The 25047-nt window shown below is 68.1% G+C and carries 28 protein-coding genes; 24 read left to right on the forward strand and 4 right to left on the reverse strand.

Going from position 1 to position 25047, the window contains the following annotated elements; all coding sequences use genetic code 11:
- Positions 1 to 5 precede the first annotated feature (5 nt).
- From OXS27_RS16085 to dprA, 19 genes are all read left to right on the forward strand, one after another.
- Positions 6 to 248, forward strand: a complete 243-nt coding sequence (locus tag OXS27_RS16085) for a DUF433 domain-containing protein (protein ID WP_243926650.1) — start codon at positions 6 to 8, stop codon at positions 246 to 248.
- On the forward strand, positions 245 to 619 hold the full coding sequence (locus OXS27_RS16090) for a DUF5615 family PIN-like protein (RefSeq protein WP_267357417.1): 375 nt from the start codon (positions 245 to 247) through the stop codon (positions 617 to 619). The genes OXS27_RS16085 and OXS27_RS16090 overlap by 4 nt, the downstream gene beginning before the upstream one ends.
- 24 nt (positions 620 to 643) lie before the next feature.
- Entirely contained in the window at positions 644 to 1468 is an 825-nt protein-coding gene (locus OXS27_RS16095; protein WP_267357419.1) for a succinate dehydrogenase iron-sulfur subunit, read from the forward strand.
- Positions 1469 to 1723: 255 nt separating this feature from the next.
- On the forward strand, positions 1724 to 2308 hold the full coding sequence (locus tag OXS27_RS16100; RefSeq protein ID WP_243926644.1) for an AprI/Inh family metalloprotease inhibitor: 585 nt from the start codon (positions 1724 to 1726) through the stop codon (positions 2306 to 2308).
- An 87-nt stretch (positions 2309 to 2395) separates the two neighbouring features.
- On the forward strand, positions 2396 to 4309 hold the full coding sequence (locus OXS27_RS16105; RefSeq protein WP_267357421.1) for an ABC transporter ATP-binding protein: 1914 nt from the start codon (positions 2396 to 2398) through the stop codon (positions 4307 to 4309).
- A 78-nt stretch (positions 4310 to 4387) separates the two neighbouring features.
- Positions 4388 to 5689 carry an MATE family efflux transporter gene (locus tag OXS27_RS16110; RefSeq protein WP_267357423.1) on the forward strand — a complete coding sequence of 434 codons (1302 nt, stop codon included), beginning with the start codon at positions 4388 to 4390 and terminating at the stop codon, positions 5687 to 5689.
- A gap of 543 nt (positions 5690 to 6232) precedes the next feature.
- Positions 6233 to 6826 (forward strand): ubiquinol-cytochrome c reductase iron-sulfur subunit, encoded by a 594-nt coding sequence (gene petA, locus OXS27_RS16115; RefSeq protein ID WP_267357425.1) that lies wholly within the window; start codon positions 6233 to 6235, stop codon positions 6824 to 6826.
- 13 nt (positions 6827 to 6839) lie between these two features.
- Positions 6840 to 8126, forward strand: coding sequence for a cytochrome b N-terminal domain-containing protein (locus OXS27_RS16120; RefSeq protein ID WP_243926638.1), 1287 nt, complete (start codon positions 6840 to 6842; stop codon positions 8124 to 8126).
- Positions 8127 to 8150: 24 nt separating this feature from the next.
- Entirely contained in the window at positions 8151 to 9056 is a 906-nt protein-coding gene (locus tag OXS27_RS16125) for a cytochrome c1 (RefSeq protein ID WP_243926636.1), read from the forward strand.
- A gap of 300 nt (positions 9057 to 9356) precedes the next feature.
- Positions 9357 to 10232 (forward strand): S-methyl-5'-thioadenosine phosphorylase, encoded by an 876-nt coding sequence (locus OXS27_RS16130; RefSeq protein WP_267357427.1) that lies wholly within the window; start codon positions 9357 to 9359, stop codon positions 10230 to 10232.
- An 84-nt stretch (positions 10233 to 10316) separates the two neighbouring features.
- On the forward strand, positions 10317 to 10904 hold the full coding sequence (hisB, locus tag OXS27_RS16135; protein WP_091713594.1) for an imidazoleglycerol-phosphate dehydratase HisB: 588 nt from the start codon (positions 10317 to 10319) through the stop codon (positions 10902 to 10904).
- A gap of 69 nt (positions 10905 to 10973) precedes the next feature.
- Positions 10974 to 11459 (forward strand): DUF2628 domain-containing protein, encoded by a 486-nt coding sequence (locus tag OXS27_RS16140; protein WP_267357430.1) that lies wholly within the window; start codon positions 10974 to 10976, stop codon positions 11457 to 11459.
- 19 nt (positions 11460 to 11478) lie between these two features.
- Positions 11479 to 12138: an imidazole glycerol phosphate synthase subunit HisH gene (gene hisH, locus OXS27_RS16145; protein ID WP_267357432.1), complete on the forward strand. Its 660-nt coding sequence runs from the start codon at positions 11479 to 11481 to the stop codon at positions 12136 to 12138.
- A 37-nt stretch (positions 12139 to 12175) separates the two neighbouring features.
- Positions 12176 to 12919, forward strand: a complete 744-nt coding sequence (gene hisA, locus OXS27_RS16150; RefSeq protein ID WP_243926628.1) for a 1-(5-phosphoribosyl)-5-[(5-phosphoribosylamino)methylideneamino]imidazole-4-carboxamide isomerase — start codon at positions 12176 to 12178, stop codon at positions 12917 to 12919.
- A 40-nt stretch (positions 12920 to 12959) separates the two neighbouring features.
- Complete coding sequence (locus tag OXS27_RS16155; protein ID WP_267357434.1) at positions 12960 to 13439, forward strand: DUF29 domain-containing protein; 480 nt, start codon at positions 12960 to 12962, stop codon at positions 13437 to 13439.
- Positions 13440 to 13449: 10 nt separating this feature from the next.
- Positions 13450 to 14253 (forward strand): imidazole glycerol phosphate synthase subunit HisF, encoded by an 804-nt coding sequence (hisF, locus tag OXS27_RS16160; RefSeq protein ID WP_267357436.1) that lies wholly within the window; start codon positions 13450 to 13452, stop codon positions 14251 to 14253.
- Positions 14250 to 15554: a dihydroorotase gene (locus OXS27_RS16165; RefSeq protein ID WP_243926622.1), complete on the forward strand. Its 1305-nt coding sequence runs from the start codon at positions 14250 to 14252 to the stop codon at positions 15552 to 15554. The genes hisF and OXS27_RS16165 overlap by 4 nt, the downstream gene beginning before the upstream one ends.
- Positions 15554 to 16156, forward strand: coding sequence for a glycerol-3-phosphate 1-O-acyltransferase PlsY (gene plsY / locus OXS27_RS16170; RefSeq protein WP_267357438.1), 603 nt, complete (start codon positions 15554 to 15556; stop codon positions 16154 to 16156). The genes OXS27_RS16165 and plsY overlap by 1 nt, the downstream gene beginning before the upstream one ends.
- Positions 16157 to 16192: 36 nt before the next feature.
- Positions 16193 to 17404, forward strand: a complete 1212-nt coding sequence (dprA, locus tag OXS27_RS16175; protein ID WP_267357440.1) for a DNA-processing protein DprA — start codon at positions 16193 to 16195, stop codon at positions 17402 to 17404.
- On the opposite strand, the gene ruvX is transcribed toward dprA, so the two are convergent.
- Together ruvX and OXS27_RS16185 are read right to left on the reverse strand one after the other, a co-directional pair.
- The gene (gene ruvX / locus OXS27_RS16180) at positions 17394 to 17906 is read right to left on the reverse strand and encodes a Holliday junction resolvase RuvX (RefSeq protein WP_267357442.1); all 513 of its coding nucleotides are present in this window, start codon (positions 17904 to 17906) and stop codon (positions 17394 to 17396) included. The two genes, dprA and ruvX, sit on opposite strands and share 11 nt — an antisense overlap.
- Complete coding sequence (locus tag OXS27_RS16185) at positions 17903 to 18493, reverse strand: SMI1/KNR4 family protein (protein WP_346732986.1); 591 nt, start codon at positions 18491 to 18493, stop codon at positions 17903 to 17905. Before OXS27_RS16185 ends, ruvX begins: the two co-directional genes overlap by 4 nt.
- Before the next feature lie 82 nt (positions 18494 to 18575).
- On the opposite strand from OXS27_RS16185, the gene OXS27_RS16190 reads away from it, so the two are divergent.
- The 5 genes from OXS27_RS16190 to gatB all read left to right on the forward strand — a co-directional run bounded on the left by OXS27_RS16190 (position 18576) and on the right by gatB (position 22744).
- Positions 18576 to 18785 carry a hypothetical protein gene (locus tag OXS27_RS16190; protein ID WP_267357444.1) on the forward strand — a complete coding sequence of 70 codons (210 nt, stop codon included), beginning with the start codon at positions 18576 to 18578 and terminating at the stop codon, positions 18783 to 18785.
- A 138-nt stretch (positions 18786 to 18923) separates the two neighbouring features.
- Positions 18924 to 19211, forward strand: coding sequence for an Asp-tRNA(Asn)/Glu-tRNA(Gln) amidotransferase subunit GatC (gene gatC, locus OXS27_RS16195; RefSeq protein WP_243926610.1), 288 nt, complete (start codon positions 18924 to 18926; stop codon positions 19209 to 19211).
- A gap of 72 nt (positions 19212 to 19283) precedes the next feature.
- Positions 19284 to 20762: an Asp-tRNA(Asn)/Glu-tRNA(Gln) amidotransferase subunit GatA gene (gatA, locus tag OXS27_RS16200; protein WP_267357446.1), complete on the forward strand. Its 1479-nt coding sequence runs from the start codon at positions 19284 to 19286 to the stop codon at positions 20760 to 20762.
- Entirely contained in the window at positions 20759 to 21058 is a 300-nt protein-coding gene (locus tag OXS27_RS16205; protein WP_243926875.1) for a hypothetical protein, read from the forward strand. The genes gatA and OXS27_RS16205 overlap by 4 nt, the downstream gene beginning before the upstream one ends.
- 213 nt (positions 21059 to 21271) lie before the next feature.
- Entirely contained in the window at positions 21272 to 22744 is a 1473-nt protein-coding gene (gatB, locus tag OXS27_RS16210) for an Asp-tRNA(Asn)/Glu-tRNA(Gln) amidotransferase subunit GatB (RefSeq protein WP_243926606.1), read from the forward strand.
- A gap of 1056 nt (positions 22745 to 23800) precedes the next feature.
- Here gatB and OXS27_RS16215 read toward each other — a convergent pair.
- Complete coding sequence (locus tag OXS27_RS16215; RefSeq protein WP_243926604.1) at positions 23801 to 24847, reverse strand: HlyD family secretion protein; 1047 nt, start codon at positions 24845 to 24847, stop codon at positions 23801 to 23803.
- Positions 24847 to 25041, reverse strand: coding sequence for a DUF1656 domain-containing protein (locus tag OXS27_RS16220; protein WP_267357449.1), 195 nt, complete (start codon positions 25039 to 25041; stop codon positions 24847 to 24849). Before OXS27_RS16220 ends, OXS27_RS16215 begins: the two co-directional genes overlap by 1 nt.
- Positions 25042 to 25047: the final 6 nt, after the last annotated feature.

Genomic DNA, 25047 nt, shown 5'->3' on the forward strand with positions numbered 1-25047 from the left:
TTGTTGTGCCGCATACCTACCAGGGATTTCCCCGGATCTCGGTTGATACCGCGGTGATGGGTGGCAAGCCGTGCATCCGCGGCATGCGAGTGACGGTCGGGATGATCCTGGGTGAACTCGGTGGCGGAACGACGATCGACGAACTCCTAGCTGGCTATCCCTACTTGGAGCGAGAGGACATTCTCGAAGCCCTTCGCTTCGGCGCGTCACTCGCAGGCTTCCGGGAAGTTGGCCTGGTCGCCGCATGAAACTCGTCGTCGATATGAATCTGTCGATCGCCTGGGTCGGTGGGCTGGAAAGCCAAGGATTATCTGTCGCCCACTGGAGCACGATTGGGCGTCGGGATGCGACCGACGAGGCGATCATGGATTGGGCACGCGCCAATAGCGCGATCGTGCTCACGCGAGACCTCGATTTTGGCGTCGCCCTGACGCGACAGGGGTTGATCGCCCCGAGCGTGATTCAGCTTCGGTGCGGACGCATCGAGCTTGAGCGCCACCTCACTGTCGTAGCACGCGTCCTGACGGATCACCGCGGCTCCCTAGAAGCCGGCGCGATCGTCACGATCGAAGATGAGCGCGTTCGCGTGCGAATCCTCGATCCCGACTTTCCTACCTGACCGATACTGCCGGACATCGACCCAATGGCCCAGTTCAACCTTCCGAAGAACTCCCAGATCACGCAGGGCAAGTCCTGGCCGGCCCCTCCGGGCGCCCGGAGCCTGCAGACGTTCAAGATCTATCGCTGGAACCCGGATGACGGGGCCAATCCGCGCATCGACACCTATCAGGTCGATCGCGAGGATTGCGGCCCGATGGTCCTCGACGCACTCCTGTGGATCAAGAACAAGGTCGATTCGACCCTGGTCTTCCGCCGGTCCTGCCGCGAGGGCATCTGCGGCTCCTGCGCGATGAACATCGAGGGCCAGAACGCGCTCGCCTGCACGATGGGCATCGACGAGTGCAAGAGCCCCGACAATGCCCTGCCGGTCATAACCCGCAAGGACAAGGATGGGGCGATCCGCATCTATCCGCTGCCCCACATGCCGGTGCTGAAGGACCTCGTGCCGGACCTCACCAATTTCTACGCCCAGCACGCGGCGATCGAGCCGTGGCTACAGACTGAAACCCCGGCTCCCGAGAAGGAGTGGCGCCAGACCCCCGAGGACCGCTCGCGCCTCGACGGCCTCTACGAGTGCATCCTGTGCGCGTGCTGCAGCACGTCCTGCCCGAGCTACTGGTGGAACGGCGACAAGTTCCTCGGCCCAGCGGCTCTGCTCCAGGCCTATCGCTGGCTGATCGACTCACGCGACGAGAATACCGGTGACCGGCTCGACAACCTGCACGACCCGTTCCGGCTCTATCGCTGCCACACGATCATGAACTGCGCCAATACTTGCCCGAAGAGTCTGAATCCCGCGAAGGCGATTGCCGAGATCAAGAAAATGATGATCGAGCGCGCTCTCTGATTAGACGGCGCGATATTCGCCGAAGTGAATTCCGTCTCGGCGCCAAAGAGCGCGTCAACGCAGGAACTCAGAGCCGGTCGCGATCGGGACCGGCCCTGAATTTGCGGCCTGAGCGCCACACTTCCTTGAAAAGGCGCGCCACCCGCGACGGACTCACCGGGCATCGCCAGGGCCGCCTTGCCGTCAGCGCATTTGCCGCCGAGTCAGGAGGGACGCGCGAAAGCGTGCCTGTTCAAGCCTGACCCAAGTGGATCGATGCTGCGCCCGAGCCTGTCGACGTTCGCCGTTCTCTGCCTGGCCGCCAGCCTTGGTGCCTGCGCGTCCAGCCGGCTCGACGCGCCGCGCACCCGGGCGCCCCAGGCCGGCCTCGAAGCCGTCCAGGCCGTTCCGTCGGGGACGGTGACGGCAGCGCCGCTTGCCCCGCCGCCGGGCGTGGCGGCAAGCCCCGACGCGTCGCCCCCTCCCGGCCCGCAAGCGGCCCTGTCGCCCGCGGCGCCAACAGTGATCGCCGAGCCGGTCACCCCGCCGGCACCGCCGCCGCCCGTGGTCGCCACCGGGCGCGCCGCCGTGGTCGGGAGCTGGGACGCCCGGGACGCGACCGGGGCGAACTGCAAGGTCACGCTCTCCAGCGCCCCCGCGCTCGATCTCTACAAGGCGTCGGCCTCGGCCTGCCCGAACAAGGATCTCGCCAAGGTCTCGGCCTGGGATTTCCGAGACGGCGAGGTCTATCTCTATCAGCCCGGCGGTACCGTGGCGGCACGCCTGCGCCAGGGCGGGGGCGGAGGCGGCCTGGAAGGCGCGCTGACCAAGTCGGGGGCCGCCCTCGCGCTGAACCGCTAAGGCGCTTGGCGCGACCTCCGCGCGCGGTTGGCGCGGCGCGCCCCGCGCTTACATGAGGGGCTCCCGTAGCGTCACGCCCCAGGCAGCATGTTCCTCGATTGGCTCGAGCGCCGCGTCGATCCGTTCGCGCCCTTCGACGAATCCCAGATGCCACCGCGTACGGTGCTCGGGTTCGCGTGGTTCTACCTGCGCCCGATCCGCGCTGCGCTGGCGGCCCTGTTCGTCATCGCAGTGCTCGCCGGCACGGTCGAGGCCTCGCTCTACCTCGTCATGCGGTGGTTCATCGACCTGCTCGGCACGGCCGATCGCGCCACCGTGCTGTCGGATCACGCCACCGGCCTCGGCTTGGCGGTGCTGCTGATCGCGGTGATCAGGCCGGTCTCGATCTGGGCGCACGAGGTGCTGTCCAACCAGCTGATCGTGCCGCAATCGACCAGCCAGATCCGTTGGCGGGCGCATCTCTACACCCTCGGTCACGCGCTGTCGTATTTCCAGGGCGACTTCTCAGGGCGCCTCGCGAACCGCGTCGTGCAGGTCGGGCCGGCGGTACGCGAACTCGCGGTCGTGTTCATCGACACGCTGCTCTACGTGGCGATCTATGCCGTGACGGCGGTCGGCCTGTTCGGCTCGATCTCCCCATGGCTCGCCCTACCGGTCCTGGTCTGGATCGGCGTCTACGCATGGCTGACCGCATGGTTCGTGCCCCGAGCTCGGGCTCGCTCGCACAAGACCGCAGATACGCGCTCGACGCTGATCGGCCGCATCGTCGACAGCTACACCAACATCCTGACCGTGAAGCTCTTCGCCCGGGACCGGGAGGAGCGGGCCACCGTGCGCGACGCCGTGGACGTCCATACCGAGGCGTACCTGCACCAGTTCCGGCTGGTGACGCTCACCACCAGTCTGCTGGGTATCCTCAACAGCGCACTGCTGATCGCCACGGGCGCTGCCTGCATCGTCCTGTGGCGCGGCGGCGGCATGACGACCGGCGAGGCGTCGGCGGGGCTCGCTCTGGTGCTCCGGCTCATCGCGATGTCGGGCTGGGTGATGCAGACCGTGCGCGGCGTGTTCGAGAATGTCGGCGTGGTCCAGGAGAGCATGCAGACCATGGCGCGGCCCCACGCGCTGGTCGATGCGCCGGACGCGCGGGAACTCGTCGTCACCGGCGGCGAGGTCCGGTTCGAGACGGTCGGCTTTCACTACGGCCGCGGCGACGCAACCGTGATCGAGGACTTCTCGCTCACGATTCGCCCCGGCGAAAAGGTCGGCCTCGTCGGCGTCAGCGGCGCGGGAAAATCGACACTCGCGAGCCTGCTGCTGCGCCTCTACGACGTCGAGAGCGGTCGCATCCGCGTCGATGGGCAGGACATCGCCACGGTGACGCAGCAATCCCTGCGCGAGGCGATCGCGATGGTCAGCCAGGACACGTCGCTGCTGCACCGCTCGATCCGCGACAACATTGCCTACGGCCGGCCGGACGCCTCCGATGAGGAGATCGCGCGGGCCGCGCAGCTGGCCCATGCCGATGGTTTCATCGCCGATCTCGTCGACCACAAAGGGCGGCGTGGCTACGACGCCCAGGTCGGCGAACGCGGCGTGAAAGTCTCGGGCGGCCAGCGTCAGCGGATCGCCATCGCGCGGGTGATCCTCAAGGACGCGCCGATCCTGATCCTGGACGAGGCGACCTCGGCTCTCGACAGCCAGGTCGAGGCAGCGATTCAGGAATCCCTCGACACGCTGATGGCCGGCAAGACCGTGCTGGCGATCGCCCATCGGCTCTCGACCATCGCGGCTCTCGACCGGCTTGTCGTGATCGAGCGCGGGCGAATCGTCGAGGAGGGGACGCATGCGGAACTCGTCGCCCGCGGAGGCGTCTATGCCGGCCTGTGGTCGCGGCAATCGGGCGGCTTCCTGGCCGACCAGTCGACGCTGGGGGCACCCGATGCAGAGCATCCGCCGGACCGACGCGCGCGACAGGTTTCCGACGCGTTACGCGGATAGAATCTCACCCTGAAGGTCGTTGGCTGCCACGCGAAGACAGCCGATCCGTCCAAATCCCGCACACACCGAGAGTTTTTCATGTCGGCACTCGACCTCGCGGATCTTCCCGCGCAGGAAGGGGCCCCGTCACACCGCCCTTGGCTCCGTGAACTGCGCGCGACACTCGCGCTGTCCGGGCCGCTCGTGCTCACCAATCTCGCCCAGCACGGCCTGATCATGGCCGATGTGGTCATGCTCGGCCGCCTCGGCTCCGAGGCGCTGGCGGCGGCGACCCTGGCGCACGGACTCTACTTCATCCTGTTCATCGGCGGCCTCGGTCTGACCGGGACGGTTGCGCCGCTGATCGCGGCGGCGCTCGGGCACGACTCAGGGGCGACCGACGCCGCGCGCCGGACCCTGCGGGCGGGCTTCTGGGCTGCCACCCTGGTGGCGGTGCCCCTCATGGCGATCCTCTGGCACACCGGCGCGCTCCTCGCCGCGATCGGCGAACCGCTGCCCCTGGCCGAGGCCGCCGGTGCCTACATGCGCGTCCTGCAATGGGCGATGTGGCCAGCCCTTCTGTTCATGGCCCTGCGGGGAGCGCTCGCTGCCTTGGAACGGCCGGGCTGGGCGCTCGCCGCGAGCCTCGCGGCGCTCCCGGTGAACGTCGCCCTCGAACTCTGGCTCGCCTTTCCGACGGGCTTCGCCCTCGGCATGACGGGCATCGGCGCCGCCACGCTGTGCTCGGCCGTGTTCAGCCTCACCCTTCTGGTCGTCGTGGTGCTGTGTGATCCGCGTCTCCGGCGCTACCGGCTGCTCCAGGGGTTCTGGCGCTTCGACGGCGCGCGGCTCGCTGCCGTGTTCCGCCTCGGCCTGCCGATGGCGGCCACCGGCCTCGCCGAGGCGGGATTGTTCGAGGCTGCCGCCCTCGGCATGGGCCTGTTCGGGGCCAGCCAGCTCGCAGCCCACGCCGTGGCGATCCAGATCGCGGCCGTCTGCTTCATGGTGCCGAACGGTGTCGCGCAAGCCGCGACCGTCCGCGTCGGTCTGGCCTTCGGGCGACGGGACGGAAGCGGCGTGCGCCGGTCCGGCGCGGTTGCCCTCGGGCTCGCCTTCGCCTTCATGGCCCTCTGCGCGCTCACGCAGCTCGCCGCCCCGGACCGACTCACCGGCCTGTTCCTCGACCTCGCTGACCCAGCCAACGCCGGGGTCCTACCGATCGCCGTGGCCTTCATCGGCTTCGCGGCCCTCTTCGCGGTTGCGGACGGCATCCAGTCGGTGGCGCTTGGGATGCTGCGCGGCCTGCAGGACGCCACCGTTCCGATGTGGATCGCGATCGGCGGCTATTGGGGACTCGGTGTACCGCTGGGCGCCGCCCTGGCCTGGGGCGCGGGTCTTTAAGGCTACGGCATCTGGCTCGGATTCTGCGCGGGCCTGTTCGCGGTGGCGAGCCTGCTGGTCCTGCGGTGGCGACGCCTCACCGCCGCCTGCTGATTCGGGAATCGATCCAAGCGTCGTCTTGAGTGACCGGTCATATCCCCGTCGGTCGCGACGCGATGCAAACCGAGGTTGAGCATCCCCGTCAGATATCGCCTGGCTTGAGACAGTTCGCGTCGCCCGGGATGGCGGAGGGAACGCCACAACCGGCGCATGCGCGTGAAAACCCAATCCGGCGGACTTCGGACGCCGGATGTGATCAGTGCTGCGGCGCCTGGATCGACCGCGGAGTGCCGCCGACGCGAGCCGAGGGAGGCCCCTCCGGGCAATCGGCACGATATCTGGACAGAGACGTCCGATCCGTATCGCTGCGCCGCAAACCGTCGCTTGACTCGGGAGCGGCAGACGGTCTCATTGCCCCGATTAGAACGATAATGCTTTGATCCTGGCTAGAGCCGGGAGACCAGGGCAGGGCGCCTGCGGCCCTCACGCCGACGCACGGAGTTCATGAACTTGGCGAACACATCAGCCGCCGCGCCCGTGGCCCACGGGCAGGATACGCACGGGCCGGAGGGTAGTAGCCGGCGCGACTTCCTATTCCTGGCAACGGGCGCCGCGCTCGCCGTCGGGGCCGGGTCCGTGGTCTGGCCGCTGATCTCGTCCATGGCGCCCGACGCCGACACGATCGCGGCCGGCGCACCGATCGAGGTCGACCTGACGCCGATCCAAGACGGGCAGATCGTCAACGTCTTCTGGCGCGGCAAGCTGATCTTCGTGCGCAAGCTGACCGCGAAGGAATTGACCGACATGAAGGCGGTCCCCCTCTCGGCAATGATCGATCCGGCCGCCTTCACGACCCGTGTCAAGAATGGGCACGACCAGTGGTTGGTGGTGTACGGCAATTGCACGCATCTCGGCTGCGTGCCGATCGGCCACCAGGGTAATTTTGAGGGCTGGGCTTGCCCCTGCCACGGTTCGCAGTTCGACGCGGTGGGTCGCGTGCGCCATGGACCGGCGCCGATCAACCTGCCCATCCCGCCCTACGCCTTCCAGACGGATGCCAAGATCCGGATCGGCGAAGGCGGCAAGGAAGCGGCCTGAGGAGGACGGAAGCATGAGCGGTACGGCCAGCACCTACGTCCCCAAGAGCCGCGTAGCCAAATGGTTCGAGGCGCGCCTGCCCATCGCCGGGCTGGTGCACTCGTCCTTCATCGCCTACCCGGTTCCGCGGAACCTCAATTACTTCTGGACCTTCGGCGCGATTCTCGCCGCCTTCCTCGGCATCCAGATCATCACCGGCGTCTGGCTGGCGATGCACTACGAGCCTTCCGCGACGGGCGCTTTCAACTCCGTCGAGAAGATCATGCGCGACGTGAACTACGGCTGGCTGCTGCGCTACGCGCACGCCAACGGCGCGTCGATGTTCTTCGTGGCGGTCTACGTCCACATGTTCCGGGCGCTCTATTACGGGTCGTACAAGGCCCCCCGCGAGGTGCTCTACATCCTCGGCGTCGTCATCTACCTGCTGATGATGGCCACGGCCTTCCTCGGCTACACGCTGCCATGGGGCCAGATGAGCTTCTGGGGCGCCACCGTCATCACCAACATCCTGGCGGCGATCCCGGTGGTCGGCGACACGATCCAGACCCTGCTCTGGGGCGGCTACTCGGTCGGAAACCCGACGGTGAACCGCTTCTTCTCGCTGCATTATCTCCTGCCCTGGATGATCGCGGGCGTCGTCGTGCTCCACGTCTGGGCGCTGCACGTCACGGGTCAGAACAACCCGGCCGGGATCCCGATCAAGTCGGGCAAGGACACGGTGCCGTTCACCCCCTACGCGACGGTCAAGGATGTGTTCGCGACCTGCGTGTTCATGATCCTGTTCGCGTGGTTCCTGTTCTTCCAGCCGAACTTCCTCGGCCACGCGGACAACTACATCCCGGCGAACCCCGCCGTGACGCCCGCGCACATCGTGCCGGAATGGTACTTCCTGCCGTTCTACGCGATCCTGCGCGCGGTCCCGAGCAAGCTCGGCGGCGTCATCCTGATGTTCTCGGCGGTGCTCATTCTGGCCTTCGCGCCGTGGCTCGACACGTCGCGGATCCGGTCGTGCAACTACCGGCCGATCTACCGCCAGTTCTTCTGGGTGTTCATCGGAACGACCCTTCTGCTCGGCTGGCTCGGCTCGCAGCCTCCCGAGGGTGGCTACGTGATCGCGTCGCAGGTCTGCACGGCCTACTACTTCGCCCACTTCCTGATCGTCATGCCGCTCTGCGGCCTGTTCGAGACACCGAAGAAACTACCCGGCTCGATCCTCGAGAGCGTGACCGGACCGGGCAAGCAGGTCAGCGGATCCGGCATGCCAGCGGGCGCCGCCGCCGCTCCGACCACCAAGGGCTGACGGGCTGACGACAGGACCATGAACATGACCCGCGTCCTCCCGATGACCGCCGCGGCCGCCCTTGCGGCCTTCCTGATCGGCACCGTGCCGTCCTCCGCCGAGGAAGGCCATGGTGGCCCGATCCCGGCCCGCGTAAAATGGAGCTTCGCCGGCACGTTCGGCCGCTTCGACGCCGCGCAGCTGCAGCGCGGCTTCCAGGTCTACAAGGAAGTCTGCTCGGCCTGCCATTCGATGAAGTTGGTCTCCTTCCGCAACCTCGCGCAGGAGGGCGGACCCGACTTCACCGCCGGCCAGGTCAAGGCACTCGCCGCGACCTATCAGGTCAAGGACGGGCCGAACGATGCGGGCGACATGTTCGAACGCCCCGGTCGCCCGGCCGACACGTTCCCGCCACCCTTCCCGAACGATCAGGCCGCGGCGGCGGCGAACGGCGGCAAGGCGCCTCCGGACTTTTCGGTGATCGCCAAGGCGCGGACCTTCTCCCGCGGCTCGCTCTACTTCCTCACCGACTGGCTGCCCCTGATCGGCTACTCGGAGCAGGGCCCCGACTACATCCATGCGCTGCTCAACGGCTACGAAGAGGCGCCGAAGGACTTCACGGTTCCGGATGGCGGCCACTACAACAAGTACTATCCCGGCCACATCATCGCGATGCCGCCGCCGATCTCCGACGGGCAGGTCACCTACCCGAAGGACGACAAGGGCCAACCCGTGGCGCCCGAGACCGTCGATCAGTACGGCAAGGACGTCGCGGCCTTCCTGATGTGGTCGGCCGAGCCCCACATGATGGACCGCAAGGCCCTGGGCTTCCGGGTGATCCTGTTCCTGATCATCCTGTCGGGGCTGCTCTACTACGTGAAGAAGAAGATCTGGGCCGATGTCGGCGGTGAGGTCCACGGCCTCCAGCCGGAGCTGCACAAGGCCTATTGAGCCGACGCACCAGATCGATGATGCCGGTGGGCCTCCCTCGTGGGGGCCCATCTTTTTTTTGGCTGGCTGTCCATGCTACCGCTCGGCTGTCGCGGCGTACGCCCGCTTTCGAGACCGCCTGCCTTGTCCGTTACCTCATCCTGAGGTGACCGCGTCAGCGGGCCTCGAAGGAGGGCTGCAGGGATCGCTGCGGCTTTCGGAGATCTCCTTCGAGGCCTCCGCTTCGCTCCGGCACCTCAGGATGAGGTGTTGGATGGGACAGGCGGGCCATCTGCGCCGCCCGATGACAGGATTCCCGGCATGACGGCAGCGGTACTCGGGGTTATGGGCGGCTCCGGCGTCTACGACCTGCCTGGGCTCGAAGATGTCCGCGAGGAACGTGTAGCCTCCCCCTGGGGCGAGCCTTCGGATGCGCTGCGCATCGGGCGGATCGGCGACACCAAGATCGTGTTCCTGGCCCGGCACGGCCGCGGCCATCGCTTCTCGCCCGCCGGCATCAACTACCGCGCCAACATCGACGCGATGAAGCGCGCCGGGGTCACCGATCTCGTGTCGCTCTCCGCCTGCGGCTCGTTCCGCGAGGAGCTGCCGCCGGGCCTGTTCGTGCTGGTCGATCAATTCGTCGATCGCACTCATGGCCGGGCCAACTCGTTCTTCGGCGACGGCTGCGTCGCCCACGTCTCGCTGGCCCATCCGATCGGGCCCGGCCTCCAGGCTCGCATCGCGTCAGCCGCGAAGGCCGAAAAGATCGCGGTCCATCGCGGCGGGACCTACGTCTGCATGGACGGGCCGCAATTCTCCTCGCTCGCCGAATCCCGGGCCTACAAGGCGCAGGGCTTCGACGTGATCGGCATGACCAACATGCCCGAGGCCAAGCTCGCCCGCGAGGCCGAGATCACCTACGCGACCATCGCCATGGTGACCGATTTCGATTGCTGGCACCCCGGCCACGACGCGGTGGACGTGGCCGCCGTGGTGGCGGTGGCGCGCGCCAACGCCGACAAGGCAGCGCGGCTCGTCGCGCGGCTGGCGCGCGATTTCCCGGCTGAACGCGAGCCCTGTCCGGCAGGTTCGCACCGGGCGCTCGACGGGGCGATCATGACGGCGCCGGCCGTCCGCGACCCCGCGCTGCTCGCCAAACTCGACGCCGTCGCGGGGCGGGTGCTGAACGGATAGGCAGCGGCCCTTTCCCTTTCGGCGGGACTCCCTCTAGAAGGCGCGGGCGGCAACGGCCGCCCTCGACGCGAAATCCGAAGACAAATGCGTAGCGCCACCATCACCCGGAAGACCGCGGAGACCGATATCGCGGTCACCGTCGCCCTCGACGGGACCGGCCGATCGACGATCGCCACCGGGATCGGCTTTCTCGACCACATGCTCGATCTGCTGGCGCGGCACGCCCTGTTCGACCTCGACGTGAAGGTGGATGGCGACCTGCACATCGACCAGCACCATTCCGCCGAGGATTGCGGCATCGCGCTCGGTCAGGCCTTTGCGAAGGCGCTCGGGGACAAGCGTGGGGTGACGCGCTATGCCGACATCCACCTGCCCATGGACGAGGCGCTGACCCGCGTCTGCGTCGATATTTCCGGGCGCCCGTTCCTGGTGTTCCGCACGACATTCCGCGTCGAGAAAATCGGGCAGTTCGACACCGAGCTGGTGCGCGAGTGGTTCCAGGCCTTCGCGATGAATGCCGGCCTGACCCTTCACGTCGAGACGCTGTACGGCGACAACGCCCACCACATCGCGGAGAGCTGCTTCAAGGGGCTGGCTCGAGCCTTGCGGAAGGCCGTGGCGATCGATCCGCGGGAGGAGGGGCGCGTTCCCTCCACGAAGGGCTCCCTGTAGAGCATCTTGTCGTCGCGCTCCTCGACCGCCTCGTTGGCGGTTTGAGAGCGCCGTTGTCGGAGTCCCGCGATGCGGATGCGCAGCTACACGCTCCACCTGCCCCCCGATGCGCGCCCTGGCGAGGCGATCGGCCTCGATCGGGCCGTCTTGGTGCCGGAAGGCTTTTCGTGGTCGGCGTTTGCGTTCACGGTGTTGTGGTTCCTCTACCACCGGCTGTGGATCGCGGCGCTGATCGTGCTGATCGGCCTGATCGCGCTCGCCGGCGGGGGGATCCTGCTCGGGCTGCCGTCCGGCGCCGGCCTGATCGTCACGCTGCTTTTCGGATGGCTGGTCGGGCTGGAAGCGTCGAGCCTGCGTCGCTGGACCCTCACCCGTCGGGGTTGGCCGGCGCGCGATGCCGTGATCGCCGGTACGTCCGAAGAGGCCGAAGCGCGCGCGCTCAATCGCTGGCTGGGCGCGAACCCGGCGGCGGCACGCGCCCCCTTCCCGAGCGGGCCGAGCCGCCGGGGCGAACCGGTGATCGGCCTGTTCCCTGCTCAGGAGGGCGCCCGGTGATGGGGCGGACGACACGCGCATGAGTACCGAGACGGTCGCGATCATCGATTACGGATCGGGCAACCTCCACTCCGCCGCCAAGGCCTTCGAGCGTGCCGCCCGCGAGTCCGGGCATGCTGCGCGGATCTGCCTGACGGCGGACCCGGAGGTTGTGGCCGCCGCCGATCGCGTCGTGCTGCCCGGCGTGGGCGCCTACGCGGATTGCCGCCGCGGGCTCGACGCCGTGCCCGGCATGGTCGAGGCGATGACCCAGGTGGCTCACCGGGACGCGCGGCCGTTCCTCGGCATCTGTGTCGGGATGCAGCTCCTGGCGACCCGCGGGCTGGAATATACCACGACGCCGGGTCTCGGCTGGATCCCCGGCGATGTCGGCCCGATCAAGCCGTCGGATCCGACATTGAAAGTCCCCCACATGGGCTGGAACACCCTGCGGCCGGCCCGCCATCACGCGCTGCTTGCCGGCATTCCCATCGGCGAGGACGGCCTGCACGCCTATTTCGTGCACAGCTACGCGCTGTCACCCGAAAGTCCCGACGACGTGGTCGCCCGCGCTGATTACGGCGGACCCATCACCGCCCTGGTCGCCCGGGGCAACGTCGCCGGCACGCAATTCCACCCGGAGAAGAGCCAGCGGCTGGGCCTCGCGCTCATCGCGAATTTCTTGAACTGGCGGCCCTGACGGCGGCTCCGCCCCGGCAACAAGGACAGATATTCCCGTGATCCTCTACCCAGCGATCGACCTCAAGGAGGGACGCTGCGTCCGCCTCATCCAGGGCGACATGGCCCAGGCCAAGGTGTTCGGCGACGATCCGGCCGCGCAGGCCGCGATCTTCGAGGGGCAGGGCTTTCCCTGGCTGCACGTGGTCGATCTCGACGGGGCCTTCGCGGGCGCCCCGCGCAACGCCGCGGCGGTCGACGCGATCCTGCAGCGCGTGACGATCCCGGTACAGCTCGGCGGCGGCATCCGCGAGATGAAGACCCTGGAAGGCTGGCTCGCCAAGGGCGTGTCGCGGGTGATCATCGGCACTGCGGCGGTGCGCGATCCTGAATTCGTCCGCGAGGCTGCCCGCCAGCACCCGGGGAAAATCGCGGTCGGTATCGATGCCAAGGACGGGCGCGTCGCCGTCGAGGGCTGGGCGCAGACCTCCAGCATGACCGCCGAAGACCTCGGCCGACGCTTCGAGGACGCGGGCGTCGCGGCACTCATCTATACCGACATCGCCCGGGACGGGATCCTGAAGGGCCTCAACGTCGAGATGACACTGGCGCTGGCGCAGGCCGTGCGCATCCCGGTGATCGCCTCGGGCGGCCTTGCGTCGATCGACGACGTGCATCGCCTGCTCCAGCCGGATTGCGCGCTGATCGCCGGTGCCATCACGGGGCGGGCGCTCTACGACGGGCGGATCGATCCGCAGGCGGCTCTGGCAGCGATCGCTGGAGCGCGCGGCCCGGCTTCGTGATAGAGGAAGCGCAGCGAGGGCGCCGAGACCGGAGGCTTCGATGACTGCATTGAAGACTCGGCCCGCGCCGGCCGGAACGGCCTACGCGGACGATTTCTACACCTGGACCCAGGAGCAGGGTGCGCGTTTGCGGGCCGGGGACGTCTCAGGGCTCGACCGCGAAAATCTTGCCGAGGAGATCGAGAGCTTGGGCAGGAGCCAGTATGACAGTCTGGTCAGCCTCTGGCGCGTCGTCTTGCTGCACATGCTCAAGTTCGATTACCAGCCGGAACGCCGAAGCCGCAGCTGGACGGTCTCGATTCGGACGCATCGAAACAGAGCGGCCGATGTGCTTGAGGACAATCCCGGGCTCAAGAGCCGTCTGGTCCAGGCCTTCGAGCGCGCTTACCGAGATGCGCGGGAAGAGGCGGCCGCCGAGACGGGCTTGCCTTTGAGGCTGTTCCCAAAGGAATGTCCTTACTCGCGAGAAGAGTTGCTGACGCGACCCTTCTCAGCCGATCCAGAAGACACTTCGGACTGAAGAGCCGCCCTTGCTCAAGACTCGCATCATCCCCTGCCTCGACGTGAAGGACGGGCGCGTCGTGAAGGGCGTGCGCTTCGAGGGCCTGCGCGATGCCGGCGACCCCGTCGAGGCCGCCAAGGTCTACGACGCGGCCGGCGCCGACGAGCTGTGCTTCCTCGACATCACCGCGAGCCGCGAAGCCCGCGGCACGCTGCTCGACATCGTCAGCCGGACCGCCGAGGCCTGCTTCATGCCGCTCACCGTCGGCGGCGGCGTCCGCACGGTCGAGGATGTCCGGGCCCTGCTGCTCGCCGGGGCCGACAAGGTCGCGATCAACACCGCGGCCGTGAAGGATCCGGACCTCGTCGCCCGAGCGGCGGAAAAATTCGGCGCCCAGTGCATCGTGGTGGCGATCGACGCCAAGCGCGTCTCGCCGCCCGGCGCGCCCGCTTCCTGGGACATCTTCACCCATGGCGGCCGCGACCCGACGGGGATCGATGCCGTCGCCTTCGCCCGATTGGTCGCCGGCAAGGGCGCGGGTGAATTGCTGGTCACCTCCATGGACAAGGACGGGACACGCTCCGGCTACGATCTCGCCCTCACGCGGGCGATCAGCGACTCGGTCTCTGTGCCGGTCATTGCCTCCGGTGGCGTCGGCGACCTCGACGATCTCGTGGCCGGCGTGGCCGAGGGCGGGGCGAGCGCAGTGCTGGCGGCCTCCATCTTCCATTTCGGACAGGCGAGCGTCGCCGAGGCCAAGGCCCATATGGCGGCGGCCGGCCTTGCCATGCGCCTCGATGGTCCGGCCTCATCCGCGAGGACGCCCCTGTGAGCAGCTACCTTCTGGCGAACGCCAAACTCCTCGACCCGGCGACGGGACGAGAGACACCGGGTGCGGTCTTGGTGCGGGACGGCCGGATCGCCGACATCGTCAGCGGCGCAGCCCCGGGCACGCCGGAGGGTACGAGAAGAATCGATTGCGTCGGCCGCGTCCTGACACCCGGCCTGATCGACATGCGCGCCTTCGTGGGCGAACCCGGGGCCGAGCATCGTGAGACCCTGGCCTCGGCGAGCGCCGCCGCCGCCGCGGGGGGCGTGACCACCCTGGTCTGCATGCCGGACACCAACCCGGTGATCGACGGGCCGGCCATCGTCGATTTCGTGCTGCGGCGGGCCCGCGACACGGCGAGCGTCAACGTCCTGCCGGCCGCCGCGATCACCAAGGGGCTCGCCGGCCGGGAGATGACCGAGTTCGGCCTACTCAAGGAGGCCGGCGCGGTGGCGTTCACGGACGGGCTGCGCGCTGTCGCCAACGCCCAGGTGATGCGGCGCGCCCTGACCTACGCCCGGGACTTCGACGCTCTGGTGATGCAGCATGTCGAGGATGCGGATCTCGTCGCCGAAGGCGTGATGAACGAGGGCGAACTCGCCTCCCGCCTCGGCCTGATGGGCATCCCCCGCGAGGCCGAGACCGTGATGCTGGAGCGCGACATCCGCCTCGTGCGGCTGACCGGCGCCCGCTACCACGCCGCCATGATCTCGTGTGCCGATTCGGTGGAGATCGTCCGTCGGGCCAAGCAGGACGGTCTGCCGGTGACCTGCGGCGTGTCGGTGAACAATCTCGTGCTGAACGAGAACGACATCGGCCATTACCGCACCTTCTGCCGGCTTTCGCCGCCGCTGCGCGACGAGGCCGACCGGCACGCGATCGTCCAGGCTTTGGGCGAGGGCGTGATCGACGTGGTCGTGTCCGATCACAACCCGCAGGACGTGGAGACCAAGCGCCTGCCTTTCGCGGAGGCAGCGGACGGCGCCCTCGGGATCGAAACCCTGCTGGGTGCGGCCCTAAGGCTCGTCCACACCGGTGACCTCGATCTGGCCAAGCTCGTCGCCGCGCTGACGGTGAATCCGGCCCGGATCCTCGGGCGCGAAGCCGGCCGCCTCGCGATCGGTGCGCCGGCCGATCTCGTGCTGATCGACCCCGATCTGCCCTATGTTCTCGACAAACGGCGGTTGAAGTCACGTTCGAAGAACTCGCCGTTCGACGAGGCGCGCCTCCAGGGCGCTGCGGTGCTGACGCTGGTTGGCGGCGCGATCGTCCACGCAGCCGATGACCTGGCAGCAGCGGCCTGATGTTTCCCGACCCGACAGACCCCCTCGTCCTCTTCGGTCTCGTCCTGGGATACGCCCTGGGCTCGATTCCGTTCGGCCTCATCTTCACGCGGCTGGCCGGGCTCGGCGACGTGCGGGCGATCGGCTCCGGCAATATCGGCGCCACCAACGTGCTGAGGACGGGCCGCAAAGGCCTCGCCGCCGCGACCCTGCTGGGCGACGCCCTCAAGGGGACGGTATCGGTCCTAGTCGCCCTGCATTTCGGCTTGGGACCGGCCCTGGCGGCTGGTCTTGGGGCGTTCCTGGGACATCTCTTTCCCGTCTGGCTCGGCTTCAAGGGCGGCAAGGGCGTCGCCGTCTTCATCGGCGTGCTCCTCGCCTTCTCCCCGCCAGCCCTCGGAATCTTCGCGTTGATCTGGCTCGGTCTCGCCTTCGCGCTGAAGTATTCGTCGCTTGCGGCGCTCGTCGCCTCGGCCGCGACGCCCCTGGCATTGTGGGCGCTCGGCGCGCCGGCGCAAGCTGTGCTGTTCCTGCTGCTGGGCGTGCTGCTATGGTGGAAGCACGCGCCCAACATCCGCCGGCTGGCCTCCGGCACCGAGGGGCGCATCGGCCAGAAGGGCTGAGCGCACGCACGGGATGCGCGGTCCTTGGGGGATCGCATGCAGCTCACCGATGCCCAGCGTCTCGATTGGCTGCGCCTGATCCGCACCGAGGGCGTCGGGCCGCGCACCTTCCGCACCCTGATCAACCGCTTCGGCGGAGCGGCCGCCGCCCTCGAGGCGATGCCCGATCTCGGCCGGCGGCAGGGCAAGCGGCTGGAGCCGCCGACCCGGGCGCAGGCCGAGGATGAGATCGCGGCTTTGGCACGCCTCGGCGGCAGGCTGATCGCCACCGGCGAGGCGGATTTTCCGCGCCTTCTTCAGCAGGCCGATGCGGCGCCGCCACTCCTCGCGCTCCGCGGCGCCGCGATCCTGAACCGTCCGGCGGTGGCCCTGGTCGGCTCGCGCAATGCCTCGACGGCCGGGCTCGCATTCACGGAGCGGCTGGCCCGGGGCCTCGGCGAGGCCGGCCTGACGGTGGTCTCGGGCCTCGCCCGGGGTATCGACGCGCGGGCCCACAAGGCGAGCCTCTCGACCGGCACCGTCGCGGTGATGGCCGGCGGGCAGGACAAGATCTACCCGGCCAACCACGCCGCCCTGGTCGACGCGATCCTGGGGGAGGGTGGGGCGGTGCTCGCCGAGATGCCGATGGGCTGGGTGCCGCGCGGGCGCGACTTCCCGCGGCGCAACCGCATCATCTCGGGCCTGTCGTACGGCACCGTGGTGGTCGAGGCGGCCCGCCGCTCCGGCTCGCTGATCACCGCGCGCTACGCGCTGGAGCAGAACCGCGAGGTCTTCGCGGTTCCCGGCTCGCCGCTGGATCCGCGGGCAGAGGGCACCAACGATCTGATCCGCCAGGGAGCAGCGCTCGTCTCCGAGGTGTCGCATGTCCTCGACGTGCTCGGCCCGATCATCGAGCACGGCCCGGATGCGGACGCCGCCCCAGCGCGCGACCGGCCGGATCTCCGTGAGCAGCCGGACTTCTGGGACGAAATCGACCTCGACGGGTCGATCCCGCAGGATTTTTTCGCTGCGGACCTAGGCAAACCGCCGGAGAGAGCCGAGTCGGACGACATGGACGAGGAGCCCGGGCCGGCCGACGAGCGCGCCCGCATCGTCGCGTTGCTCGGACCGAGCCCCGTCGGCACCGACGAGTTGGCGCGCAGCGCCGGCATCGAGATTCGGGTGGTGCAGACCGTCCTGCTGGAGCTGGAACTCGACGGGCGGATCGAGCGCCACGGCAGCGGCGCGGTCTCGCTGCTCAGCCGCTGAACGGGTCCGCGTCGGCCGCCGCATCGGCGTCGACGTCGGCGAGATGGCGCATCACGTCGAGGCAGCCCTGGAGGATGTAGGCGGCGGCGAGCTTATCCACGAGTTCGCCGCGCCGGGCCCGGGACGCGTCCGCCTCGATCAGCGCCCGGGTCACCACCGCGGTCGAGAGGCGCTCGTCGAAGAACACGTGGGGCAGGGGCAGGATCGGCGCGAGGTTGCGCACGAACGCACGGGTCGATTGCACCCGCGGGCCTTCGCTGCCGTCCATGTTGAGCGGCAGGCCGACCACGAGGCCGCCGACCGCGTGCTGGCGGCACAGGGCCGCGAGGCGCTGCGCGTCCGGCGTGAACTTCACCCGGCGGATCGTCTCCAGCGGCGTCGCGATCTGGCGGCCGAGATCGGACAGCGCGAGGCCGATCGTCTTGGTACCGAGATCGATGCCGATCAGCCGCGCCCCGCCGCGTGAGGCCGTTGCGAAAGCGCGGATCGCGTCGTGGTTCATGGGTCCGCCTGTGTGCTGCGTGCCAGCGTGGCCTCCGCAAAGCCCTCGAATCGCGCGGGCAACGGCTCGAAGCCTGGCCCGAGCACTAGGGCGGCGGCGGGCGCGGTGACCCGCGTGAAGAAGTCGTCCAGGCTCTCGCCGCCGAACCGGATCGTCTCGAGATCGGGGGCGAGCAGCCAGATATCGTATTCCGGGCCGCTTCCGGACACGTCCCAGAACAGAAGCCCGCCATCCTCGCCGCGGCCGAAGAAGCAGGCCCGTTCGACGATGGCCGGATCGCCGCCCTCGACATCGAACCGGTGCGATTCGACCCCGTCCTCCAGCATCCCGATCGTGGTCCCGACGCTGTGGGCGATGATGCCGGCCTGCGTGATCAGATCGCTGGCCTCGTAGGGGCCCGGAACCGCGATCCTGAACTGGTCCCCCGCGAGGCCGACGCCGCATGTCCGGCAGAAGCTGCGGTAGGAGGCCGGCAGGGCGAAGCCGAGTTCCGCCGCTGCACGGTCGAGCTCCGTCTCACCCGGCGTGAAGCCCGGGGACAGGCTGGTGAAGATCCGCTCCCACATCGATCCCGGTCTCTCATCCACAGGCTTGCCGCTCTCCGTAGATCGCCCCGGATGCACGCGAGGCGGTTCACGGTTAGGTAGGTAAACACTTCGTTAAACCATCATGCGGGTTCCTGCCGTGTCGACACTTGGCCAGCCCACCCGTTTTGCGCCTTTCCGTTCGCCGCTGGCGATGCCGCGTCGGCATCGCCTGATGCTGCTGCTGGCTTTCGAGATCTTGGTCTTGGGCTTTGCCCAGGCCATGGTCCAGCCGGTTCGGCAGACCGGAATCACCATCGAGATGTCGGTTACGCCGCATCACGTGGTGACCTGACCCGGGGCATGCCCACCCGATCTCGAAGGCGGTCGGACGCCTAGCTTTCCACACCGCGCGTTGCGGCGCGTCGAACGCCGATGCTATAGCCCGGCCGATCGCGGGAGGCTGCTCCCGGACTGGGACGAACGGGACGGCATGTCGGTCGACGAGAAGACGGTTCGGCGGATCGCGCATCTGGCGCGCATCGCGGTCACCGACGACGAGGTCGGGCCGCTGCAGGGTGAGCTGAACGCGATCCTGGCCTTCGTGGAGCAACTCGGAACCGTCGACGTGTCCGGCGTCGAGCCCATGACCTCCGTGACGCCGATGGCGATGAAGAAGCGCGCGGACGTGGTCACCGAGGGTGGCCGCGCCGCCGACGTGGTCGCCAACGCGCCCGAGACCGAGGACAATTACTTCCTGGTCCCGAAGGTGGTCGAGTAGGCTGATCTCGGCGCGAACCGAGCGGACCGGATTTCTGAGGGGCGTGCCGCGGCGCGCGGGGACGGGAACAGCGTGAATCCGAACGAACTCACCCTGGCCGAGGCGCGCGACGCCCTCAAGGCGAAGCGGCTCTCGGCCCGCGAGCTGACGCAGGCGCATCTCGACGCCATGGGCAAGGCCCGCGCGCTGAACGCCTATCTCCTGGAGACGCCGGACCGCGCCCTGGCGATGGCCGATGCGTCGGACCAGAAGCTCGCCACCGGCGAGGCCCGGCCGCTGGAGGGCATCCCGCTCGGCATCAAGGACCTGTTCTGCACCGACGGCGTGACCACGACGGCGGGCTCCAAGATCCTGCAGACCTTCGAGCCGCATTACGAATCGGCGGTCTCGGCCAATCTCTGGCGCGACGGCGCCGTGATGCTCGGCAAGCTGAACCTCGACGAATTCGCCATGGGCTCGTCCAACGAGACCAGCGCCTACGGCAACGTCGTCTCGCCCTGGCGGCGCACGGGCTCGGACGCGCAGATCGTGCCCGGCGGCTCCTCGGGCGGCTCGGCCGCCGCGGTCGCGGCGCGGCTCTGCCTCGGCGCCACCGCCACCGACACCGGCGGTTCGATCCGCCAGCCCGCGGCCTTCACCGGCACGGTCGGGATCAAGCCGACCTATGGGCGATGCTCGCGCTGGGGCACGGTGGCGTTTGCCTCCTCGCTGGATCAGGCCGGCCCGATCGCCCGGACGGTGCGCGACTGCGCGATCCTGCTCGGCTCGATGGCCGGCGCGGATGCCCGGGACACGACCTGTGCAGACCTCGCGGTGCCCGACTTCGAGGCGGCGGTCACCCGCGGCGTGAAGGGCCTGACCATCGGCATCCCCAAGGAGTACCGGGTCGACGGCATGCCGGCCGAGATCCAGAAGCTCTGGGACGAGGGCGCGGCGTGGCTGAAGGCCGCCGGCGCGACCATCAAGGAAATCTCGCTGCCGCACACGTCCTATGCGCTGCCGGCCTACTACATCGTGGCGCCGGCCGAGGCCTCCTCGAACCTCGCCCGCTACGACGGTGTCCGCTACGGCCTGCGGGTCCCCGGCAAGGACATCGCCGGGATGTACGAGAACACCCGCGCCGCCGGCTTCGGCCGCGAGGTGAAGCGCCGGATCATGATCGGCACCTACGTGCTCTCGGCCGGCTACTACGACGCCTATTACGTCCGCGCCCAGAAGATCCGCACGCTGATCAAGCGGGACTTCGAGCAGGCTTACGCCGACGGCGTCGATGCCATCCTCACGCCGGCGACGCCATCGGCCGCTTTCGGTATCGGCGAAAAGGCCTCGGCGGACCCTGTGGAGATGTACCTCAACGACGTGTTCACCGTGACGGTGAACATGGCCGGGCTCCCGGGCATCGCGGTGCCGGCGGGTCTCGACGGGCAGGGGCTGCCGCTGGGTCTCCAGTTGATTGGGCGGCCCTTCGATGAGGAGACGCTATTCGCCGTCGCCCAGGTGATCGAGGATTCCGCCGGCCGCACCGCTCTGCCGGAGCCCTGGTGGGCATGACCGTCCCGTATTACCCCTGGACGGTCTGGATCTGGGCCGGCTTCGATCCGGCGCTGATCGTGGTCGCGGTCTATCTCGGATGGACCGCCAGCCAGTTCGGCAAGGTGTTCATCGCGGCGATCGCGGCGCTCGGATTCTCGGTCCTGTTCTCCTACGCGGTGAGCGCGGCCGGGATCCCATGGCCAGCGCCGGTGACCCATGACGGGCCGACCTTCTTCCCGGTCCGGGCAGGGGCGGCTTTGCTCTGGGCGATCCTCGGCTACGGGGCTCGCCGGGCTGTCGGACGGCGCGCTTGATCTTTTCGCGCCGCGGCCCGTAAGTGACCGCACGACATCGGACCCCCTTCGCGACCTCATCCTGAGGTGCCGGAGCGCAGCGGAGGCCTCGAAGGAGCCCTTCAGCCAGCCGCGCGATCCCTGGAGCCCTCCTTCGAGGCTGCTGTGCAGCACCTCAGGATGAGGTCGCGGGTGGGAGGAACCCGCCACGCACCTCTCTCGGCCCGGACGACCATGAACGCATCCGTCGACCCCAAGAAGCTGATCAAGGGCGGCCTCCACGATTGGGAGGTGATCGTCGGCATGGAGGTCCATGCCCAGGTCTCCAGCCGGGCGAAGCTGTTCTCCGGCGCCTCAACCGAGTTCGGGGCCGAGCCGAATGACCACGTCTCGCTGGTCGATGCCGCGATGCCCGGCATGCTGCCGGTGATCAATGCCGAATGCATCGCCCAGGCGGTGCGCACCGGCCTCGGCCTCAAGGCCCAGATCAACCTGCGCTCGGTGTTCGACAGGAAGAACTACTTCTACCCGGATCTGCCGCAGGGCTACCAGATCTCGCAGTACAAGGATCCGATTGTCGGCGAGGGCGAGGTGCTGGTCGACATGGCCGACGGTTCGTCGATCACGGTCGGCATCGAGCGCCTGCACCTGGAGCAGGACGCCGGCAAGTCGCTGCACGATCAGGACCCGACCCGCAGCTTCGTCGATCTCAACCGCTCGGGCGTGGCGCTGATGGAGATCGTCTCCCGGCCGGACCTGCGCTCGTCCGAGGAGGCGAAGGCCTACGTCACCAAGCTACGCACGATCTTGCGCTATCTCGGCACCTGCGACGGCGACATGGAAAAGGGCTCGCTCCGCGCCGACGTGAACGTCTCGGTGCGCCTTCCCGGCGAGCCTTTGGGCACCCGCTGCGAGATCAAGAACGTCAACTCGATCCGCTTCATCGGGCAGGCGATCGAGACCGAGGCGCGCCGCCAGATCGCGATCCTGGAGGATGGCGGCAAGATCGATCAGGAAACGCGCCTGTTCGATCCCGGCAAGGGCGAGACGCGCTCGATGCGCTCCAAGGAGGAGGCGCACGATTACCGCTACTTCCCCGATCCGGACCTGCTGCCGCTCGAATTCGATCAGGCCTTCGTCGACGGCCTGGCGGAAGGATTGCCCGAGCTGCCGGACGCCAAGAAGGCGCGGTTCGTGGCCGATTACGGCCTCTCGCCCTACGATGCCGGCGTGCTGGTCGCCGAGCGGGCGTCGGCCGACTACTACGAGGCGGTCGCCAAGGGCCGAGACGGCAAGGCCGCAGCCAACTGGGTCATCAACGAGCTGTTCGGCCGCCTCAACAAGGAGGGCCTGTCGATCGAGGCGAGCCCGGTCTCGGCCGCGCAGCTCGGGGCGATCGTCGACCTGATCGGCGAGGACGTGATCTCGGGCAAGATCGCCAAGGATCTGTTCGAGATCGTCTGGACCGAGGGCGGCGATCCGCGCGCTTTGGTCGAGAGCCGCGGCATGAAGCAGGTGACCGATACCGGCGCCATCGAGGCGGCGATCGACCAGATCATCGCGGCCAATCCCGACAAGGTCGCCCAGGCCAAGGAAAAGCCGACGCTGCTCGGCTGGTTCGTCGGACAGACCATGAAGGCCACCGGCGGCAAGGCGAACCCGGCCGCGGTGAACGCGCTGCTGAAGGCCAAGCTCGGGATCGCGTGAGCGGGTCGCAGCGAGCGACCATCTCATCCATAACCTCATCCCCGGCCAGGTGCACGCGCGGCTCAGGAGAAGGGGGCAGGTGGGCTTGTGGAGCGCGTGGATTGGCCAGCGTATCCGCCGGCAACGCTGCACGCGCGTAAGACCGCCTTCGATGAACGAGGCGCGGGTCCCCTCTCCCGAGCGGGAGAGGGACAGGGTGAGGGATGAGAACTGCCCGAAAGAGGCACATCCCGTTGGCGCATTAATGACGCGCCCTATCCTGAAAATTCTCGACCCTCACCCCAGCCCTCTCCCACACGGGAGAGGGAGCGGGTCGCACCTGTGGAGCGCGTCGGCTTCCGTAAATTGAGCGGCCGGCAATGGTCCGGGCGGGAGCCCTTCTCGCCCTCCGCCACGACAAATTCCCGCCGCGGCGCTGCCGGGCAGGTAAGGGTATTCCGATTTTCTGGAGAAACCGCGGCGGCGCGGCTCAAGTTGGGGCTTTTCGCGTATTCGAAGGCGTGCCGTATCGGCCGCTTCTGCGCCCCTGGAGCCGCTTCCGTCCGGTTGTTCAACTGGTGCCGCTGGGCCCGGGCCGAATCTGTCCCGAAACCGTCTATGCGGCGTTCCGCTGCGGTGGAGTCATCCCTGTCTCCTCCAGTTTCAGCCAATCGCAACCGTTGCGAAACCTGATCTCCTCAAGGTTTCCGGCCGATCCGTGCCTGCATTCGCAAAGCACACAGAGAGACTGCGCCCGTCATAGCGGTCGGTCAACTGCAAATTTGCCGCTAGAAAGCTTTTTCCCGACAGCCGGCACCATGCGGCGATGCATCATGAGGCCGCGCAATCACTTAGATCGATCCTACGGCAGCGCAGAAACTTCAATGGCGCCCCAACCAATCGGCGGCTTCTGAATGGGACGCAGCAAGCAAGGCGGCGCCCCGGTCGCTCGACGCTATAGGCCTTCCGGCGGCTTGCCGGTCAGCGACGCCACTCAGACGGTCAGGTCGACGCCCCGCATTCTTGCTTCTGCGGGGACGCGCAGCGAACGGAAATCAAGTCACATCCAACGTGTCGTCAGCGCCGGTCGGCCTCGACGGTGGGCGTCTGCGTCAGGGCAGAGACGCGCTCCCGCAGATCCATGAACCACGTTGGCGCCGGTGCGCGGCCGCCATTGACCACGACGGTCGCGGTCATGCCGGCGATCAGCGGGATCTCCGATGGAACGTGATCGATGCGGATGCGGACGGGGACGCGCTGCGCCAGACGCACCCAGGTGTAGACCGGGTTCACGTCCGGCAGGCCCTGCGTGCTGGAAGCGGCATTCGCCGTCGAGATGCCGAGGGTGATGCTGGCCACCGTGCCGCTGAGGCGCGGGTCGAAGCCCATCAGCTTGACGTCGGCCCGGTCGCCGACATGGATGTTGGGCATCTTCGTTTCTTCAAAGTAGCCATCGATCCAGTACGAATCGGTGTCGACCACGTTGATGTTCGACGTCCCGGTCCGGGCGTAGTCGCCGACACGCATCAGCAGGTTGGTGACGCGGCCGTTGACGGTGGATTTCACCTGCGTGCGTTCCAGGTTGATCTTGGCCTGACGCAGCTGCGCCTGCGCGCTCTCCAGGGCGGCCTCGGCGATCTTGGCCTGACCGGCAAATTGCTGCTTCTCCTCGACCGAGGTCGAGACCGTGGTGAGCGCCTGCCGCCGGGCCGACTGGGCGTTCTTGACCTGAAGATCGGCCTCGCGGTTCTTCACCTCGGCATCGGCCGAGGTCACGTTGACCTCGAAATCGACCGGATCGATCACGTAGAGCACGTCGCCCTTGTGTACGTTCTGGTTGTCATGGACGCGCACATCCACGATCTGCCCGGCGACCTGCGGGGCGATGTTGGCGACCTGCACCCGCACCGTCCCATCGCGCGTCCAGGGTGCCGCGACGTAGAATTCCCAGACATAGGCGGCCGCCACGAAGGCGACGAGCAGGATCACGCCGGTGGCGGCCAAGCGGAACACCTTGGCAGCCCGGCCCCGGCGCGGGACAATCGGCAAAAGATCGTTGTGATCCGTCGCACCCGCGCGGGCTGCGGGCTTGGGATCGTCCTCGTCGGCGGTCGTTTCAGGCATCAGATCAACGCGATGAGCAGGGCGAGGACACAGACGTAGATGCCGGCCTCGGCGAGCGGGGCGTTGGCAACATAGCGACTGAAGCGAATGCGGGCGAAAACCCAGCGCAGCAGCAGGAGAATGACGAAGGCCGCCAGGGCGTAGGCGACGAACGAGGAGATCAGCACCTCACCGATGTGAATGTCTTCATACATGTGCGA

The sequence above is a fragment of the Methylobacterium sp. GC_Met_3 genome, from assembly GCF_026540775.1.
Classification (GTDB): Bacteria; Pseudomonadota; Alphaproteobacteria; order Rhizobiales; family Beijerinckiaceae; genus Methylobacterium.